The sequence below is a fragment of the Flavobacterium sp. genome, assembly GCF_003525665.1.
Classification (GTDB): Bacteria; Bacteroidota; Bacteroidia; order Flavobacteriales; family Flavobacteriaceae; genus Flavobacterium.
This window is the reverse complement of the sequence record NZ_DQDX01000109.1, coordinates 1-6,119: the sequence shown is the minus strand read 5'-3', so window position 1 is coordinate 6,119 and position 6,119 is coordinate 1. Positions and strand designations below refer to the sequence as shown.

Genomic DNA, 6,119 nt, shown 5'->3' with positions numbered 1-6,119 from the left:
TGTATTATTCGTGGTTACATCTCACGACAAATTAGGAAATACAGGCGAAAAAACAGGATTTTGGACAGAAGAATTAGCTGCACCTTATTACGAATTATTAGATCAAGGAATAGAAATCACAATTGCAACTCCACTTGGCGGACAACCTCCAATTGATCCAAAAAGTGAAGATCCATCGGCTGCAACAGAAGACACAAAACGTTTTGATAAAGATACCGAATTACAAGAAAAATTAAAGAACACAATAAAATTAGCCGATGTAAATCAGGCCGATTACGACGCTGTTTTTTATCCTGGTGGACACGGACCATTATGGGATTTAGCTACAGATAAAAACTCTATTGCTTTAATTGAAGCATTTTATACCAACAACAAACCAGTTGGATTCGTATGTCACGCACCAGCGGTTTTAAAAGATGTAAAAGTTAACGGCGAATTTTTAGTAAAAGGAAAAAAAGTAACTGGTTTTTCTAACACTGAAGAAGAAGCTGTTGGATTAACAAAAGTAGTTCCGTTTTTGCTTGAAGATGTATTGCAAGAAAATGGCGCAACTTATTCTAAAGTTGGAGATTGGCAACCTTATGCTGTAGAAGATGGTTTGTTAATTACAGGACAAAATCCGGCATCGTCACGACTTGTAGCGCAAAAATTATTAAATCAATTAAAATAATACAATGTTAAATTTCGAATTATACAATCCTACCAACTACATTTTTGGAAAAGGACAAACCGAAAAATTATCGAAACTTGTTCCTGCAAATGCTAAAGTTTTGTTGGCTTATGGCGGCGGAAGCATCTTTAAAAATGGTGTTCACGAAGCAGTTACCTCGGCTTTAAAAGATTTTGAAATCATAGAATTTGGCGGAATTGAACCAAATCCGAGATTTGAAACTTTGATGAAAGCCGTTGAAATTATCAAACAAGAAAACATCACATTCATTCTTGCAGTTGGTGGCGGAAGCGTAATTGATGGAGTAAAATTTATTTCGGCAGCGGTTAATTATGAAGGCGATGCGGTTGACATTCTGAAGAAGAGAATTTTATTCACCGATTTGTCAAAAGTGATTCCTTTTGGAACCGTTTTAACTTTACCAGCAACAGGTTCAGAGATGAATTCTGGCGCAGTAGTAACCATCGAGGCAACTCAAGAAAAACTAACGCTTGGCGGAAGTGCTTTGTTTCCGAAATTCTCTATTTGCGATCCAACAGTGATTACTTCATTACCAAAACGTCAAATTCAGAATGGTGTAGTTGACGCTTATACGCACGTCATGGAACAATATTTAACTTATCCACACGACGCACTTTTACAAGATCGTTTTGCAGAAAGTATTTTGCAAACGTTAGTAGAAATTGGTCCAAACGTTGTTGAAAATCCATCCGATTACAAATTGGCTTCCAACTATATGTGGTGCGCAACCATGGCGTTAAACGGATTAATTCAAAAAGGAGTTCCGAGTGATTGGGCAACACACATGATTGGCCACGAATTAACCGCTTTATACGAAATAGATCACGCAAGAACTTTGGCAATTATTGCTCCAAGTTTGTACCGCGTAATGTTTGAAACCAAAAAAGATAAATTGGCACAATACGGCGAACGCGTTTTCAACATCACAGGAAATTCTGTGGAGGAAAAAGCGGAAAAAGCTATTGAAAAAACGGTCGAGTTTTTCCACACGATGGGAATGAAAACCAAACTTTCAGAAAACACCGAAGATTATAAAGACACGGCTGATTTTATTGTAAATCGTTTTACAGAAAGAGGTTGGAAAGGTCTTGGCGAAAAGCAAAATATTACTTCAGAAAAAGTTAGAGAAATAGTTGAGATGAGTTACTGATTTGAAAAAATCAAAACACAAATTCCAAATTCCAAAAACCAAAAGGCGTTCAAGATTTATTTCCTGAACGCCTTTTTTCAAAACCCAAAACAAAATTTTAACTAACAAAACTTATATGATAACAACCTAACAGAAATCATATCAATAATAACGGCGATGTTGTGGTGTTATTGTGCTGAAAATCATAAATATAAGTTAAATTTCAATAGTTTTTAGAAGCTAATCCTGCTTTCCATTACAAGATTGCTTGCAAAAATCTTTTTTTCTAGATCTTAAAAAGTCCCGAAGTTTCGGGATCCGTTGGTCGCTTTTTTAAGATAAGAAAAAATAGCCTTTTACTTCACAATGCTTTTCATTGCACTCAGGGCTAAACTAGTCAGTAATGGTTTGCCAATACCGTAAAAAAAGAGTATTTTTGATTTTTCAAACGATATAGTAATGAATACAAATCCAAAATTTGCAGTAATTGGTGGCGGAAGTTGGGCAACAGCAATTGCAAAAATGCTTTGCGTAAACCTAGACGAAATTGCGTGGTACATGCGCAACCAATCGGCAATTGATCATATAAAAACACACAAACACAACCCTAATTATTTAAGCTCGGTTGAGTTTGATACTAATAAACTTAGGCTAACAGCCGATATTAACGAAGCCGTTGAATATGCCGATTATCTTATTTTCGCCATTCCTTCTGCTTTTTTAAGCACCGAATTAGAGAAATTAACAGTCGATTTAAAAGACAAAGTTATATTTTCTGCCATAAAAGGAATTGTTCCAGAAACGTTCTTGATTGTTGGTGAACATTTTCATAAAAAATATGATATTCCATACGAAAATATTGGTGTAATTACTGGTCCATGTCATGCAGAAGAAGTAGCTCTTGAACGACTTTCGTACTTAACCATTGCGTGCGGCGATGCAACCAAAGCTAAAATTGTTGCTAAAATCTTAGCTGGAAATTACATTAAAACCAAAATCACAGACGACATTATTGGTACAGAATATGCTGCAATGCTTAAAAACATTTATGCCATTGCTGCCGGAATTGCTCATGGTTTAGGTTATGGCGATAACTTTCAATCGGTGATTATGAGTAATGCCATTCGTGAGATGAAAAAATTCATTAGAAAAGTACACAAAATGAAACGTAACATTAATAATTCGGCTTATTTGGGCGATTTATTAGTTACAGGATATTCGGTATTCTCAAGAAATAGAATGTTTGGCAACATGATTGGAAAAGGTTACACCGTAAAATCGGCGATGATGGAAATGTCAATGGTTGCCGAAGGTTATTATGCTGTAAAAAGTGCCTATAAATTAAACCAAGAATACAAAGCTAAAACGCCAATTATTGATGCGGTTTACGAAATTTTGTACGAAGGCAAAGATGCTAAAAGCACGTTTAAAAAACTAACCGATAAATTAGATTAAAATGAGCGAACGTTGGAAATATCAATTAAAAATGGGTGGCTTTTGGGGTGTTTTTATGGTTGTTTTCATGACCTTATTTGAGCTTAAAGAAAAAACTATTTCGCAACAACTATCTGACAATAATTTCTATGTAAGAGCCGTTTCTTATATTGTGATAGGCATCTTCGTTTTAGGATATTTTAGCTGGAAAGAAAAGGTTAAAAGAGAGAAAATTGATAAGCAATAGGTAATATGGGTGGCGAATTAGTAGAAAAGCTAAATTTTTTCATCACTAAAAATAAATTTTCTGACTCTGAATGGTTGAAAAGAGGACTGAATCCAAGTGATGATAATTTATGTAACACAATGAATTCAATTTTCAATGATTGTGCAAAATCACTAATAATTGAAGTTCAGAAAGAATTTAATCCTAAAGTAATTAAGTCAATTTTAAAAAACTATTTATTAAAATTTGACAAAAAAATATATGACACAGAAGAGAGAGAATTTATATGTGATTATTTTGAAGAATTGTCAAAAATAGTTAATGTAAAATTTAATAATGAACTAAACTCTTGGCTTTACGGTTCTTTATTGAATGAATTGATAAAGTTTACTTCACTCTTCAAAAGTTCTGAAAAAGTCATAGAAACATTATCCCAACAATGTACAAAATGCAAAACAGAACTCAACACAATAATTCTTGAGAAACAAGACGATATTCCTGATTCTTGTTATAACATTATAAAATGTAAATCTTGTGGTGAATTTAATTTGATTGAAAAAGGCCCAAAAGTTAAGAATTTTCGTTATGAAAATTACGAGCTAATTGAAGAATTAAATAAAGAAGATTTTAGCAGAGAACAAGCTGAAATTAGATTGAAACAAATTCAATATTTCAGAAAATAATTACCTCACAATAACTCCATCAACAAACAAAATTGGCACTTCTTCAACGTAATCTGGTGTGATGGTTTGAGCGCGGAAAATGAATTTTTTGTCATATAAAGTACTTCCTATGAAATACGTGACCATGAATTCGTTGTTTAAACGAAGTACACTATTTTCTATCATTTCTACTTTTACTACGGAAACGGCTGGAACTTTAATGAATGCGTGACGCAAGAGCGACGTTTTTTTCATTTCTCCATCTATAGTTCCAAATGCTTTAGAAACTACCATTACGCTGTCTAAATCGTAGTCAGAATCGTTTACTAAATACACGTACCAAACTTTCTCCATGAAGTCGTCGCTCCATTCTTGAACGGCTGCAAGGAATACGTTTTCTACTTCTGGTATGGTGATGTCTGATTTCATGGGATTGTTGATTTTTGATTAACGATTTTTGATTTCTAGATTTACTTCTAAAATCAAAAATCGTTAATCTTAATTCTCAAATCATTATATACTTGATTTAAATTGCTCAAGGAAACGAACGTCATTTTCGAAAAACATTCTAATGTCGCCGATTTGGTGTAATAACATTGCGATACGTTCAACTCCCATTCCGAAGGCGAAACCTGAGAATTCATCTGGATTGATGCCACAGTTCTTTAGAACATTTGGATCTACCATTCCGCAACCTCCAATTTCTAACCAACCTGTTCCTTTGGTAATTCTGTAATCGGTTTCGGTTTTTAAACCCCAATAAATATCAATTTCGGCGCTTGGTTCTGTAAACGGAAAGTAACTTGGTCGCAAACGGATTTTAGATTTTCCGAACATTTCTTTAGTGAAATATAGAAGAGTTTGTTTTAAATCGGCAAATGAAACGTCTTTGTCAATATACAAACCTTCCACTTGATGGAAAATACAGTGTGAACGTGATGAAACCGCTTCGTTGCGGAAAACTCTTCCCGGAGAAATCGTACGAATAGGCGGTTTGTTGTTTTCCATATAACGCACTTGCACTGATGATGTGTGCGTACGCAACAAAACATCTGGATTGGTTTGGATGAAAAACGTGTCTTGCATGTCACGTGCCGGATGATATTCTGGCAAGTTTAACGCGGTGAAATTATGCCAATCGTCTTCAATTTCTGGGCCTTCAGAAACGTTGAATCCTATGGTTGAAAAGATATCAATAATTTGATTTTTAACCAATGAAATAGGATGACGAGAACCAATAACCAAAGGCTCGCCTGGACGAGATAAATCGCCATAAATACCTTTAACTTCTTCCTTGCTTTCTAGCTCGTCTTGAATGGTTTTTACGCGTTCTTCAGCAACAGATTTCAAGGTATTGATTACTTGTCCGAAGTCTTTCTTTTGGTCGTTAGGTACATTCTTGAACTCGGCAAAAAGTTCTTTCAACAATCCTTTGCTCCCTAAATATTTTATACGAAACGTTTCTAACGCCTCTTTATCTATAGTATTGAATGCCTTAGCTTCTTCTATGTGTTCTTTAATCTTATCTATCATCGGTCTGTCTTTGAAGGTGCAAATTTAAGGAAAAGTTGCGAGTTGCGGGTTGCGAGTTTGAAGTTTTTTAAAATGGCACTTTTTCAATATAATTATCTATTCTAGAGAGCAAATCTTTTTCTTTTTCAGTGAATAAAATATTTTTATGGAATCTTATATATTCGAAAAGTAATTTCATTTCCGTAAAATTCCAATCAAAATCTTTGTTAAGAGTGAATTTTAAATCATTAACAAGAATGATAATTTCAAAATTAAAATTTGATTTAACAGATGTATTTCTAATTTGTACTTCAATATTGTCAATGTTTGTTTCAACATTATGTTCATTTGACCCTTTGAAATAAATGATTTTAACTAAATTAGAATCAGAGAAAAAGTCTGCAAAGGAAAATATTTTTTTTTAAATTATTTTTTATTAAAAAATAAAGATTTTTTTTTTTTTTT

The 6,119-nt window shown here is 33.7% G+C and carries 7 protein-coding genes; 5 read left to right on the top strand and 2 right to left on the bottom strand.

The window, feature by feature from the left end:
• The 5 genes from DIU01_RS07950 to DIU01_RS07930 all read left to right on the top strand — a co-directional run.
• Window positions 1-670: type 1 glutamine amidotransferase domain-containing protein (locus DIU01_RS07950; protein WP_290833253.1), on the top strand; the 670-nt coding region annotated here is incomplete at its 5' end.
• A gap of 4 nt (window positions 671-674) precedes the next feature.
• The gene (locus DIU01_RS07945) at window positions 675-1,841 is read left to right on the top strand and encodes an iron-containing alcohol dehydrogenase (RefSeq protein ID WP_290833250.1); all 1,167 of its coding nucleotides are present in this window, start codon (window positions 675-677) and stop codon (window positions 1,839-1,841) included.
• 438 nt (window positions 1,842-2,279) lie between these two features.
• Window positions 2,280-3,275, top strand: a complete 996-nt coding sequence (locus DIU01_RS07940; RefSeq protein WP_290833248.1) for an NAD(P)H-dependent glycerol-3-phosphate dehydrogenase — start codon at window positions 2,280-2,282, stop codon at window positions 3,273-3,275.
• 1 nt (window position 3,276) lies between these two features.
• Window positions 3,277-3,501 (top strand): hypothetical protein, encoded by a 225-nt coding sequence (locus DIU01_RS07935; RefSeq protein WP_290833246.1) that lies wholly within the window; start codon window positions 3,277-3,279, stop codon window positions 3,499-3,501.
• Window positions 3,502-3,506: 5 nt separating this feature from the next.
• A complete protein-coding gene (locus DIU01_RS07930) occupies window positions 3,507-4,163 on the top strand; it encodes a DUF4844 domain-containing protein (protein WP_290833244.1) in 657 nt (218 codons plus the stop codon).
• On the opposite strand, the gene DIU01_RS07925 is transcribed toward DIU01_RS07930, so the two are convergent.
• Entirely contained in the window at window positions 4,164-4,571 is a 408-nt protein-coding gene (locus DIU01_RS07925; RefSeq protein ID WP_035127592.1) for a hypothetical protein, read from the bottom strand.
• Between the two features lie 84 nt (window positions 4,572-4,655).
• Window positions 4,656-5,675 (bottom strand): phenylalanine--tRNA ligase subunit alpha, encoded by a 1,020-nt coding sequence (gene pheS, locus DIU01_RS07920; protein WP_290833241.1) that lies wholly within the window; start codon window positions 5,673-5,675, stop codon window positions 4,656-4,658.
• Window positions 5,676-6,119 lie beyond the last annotated feature (444 nt).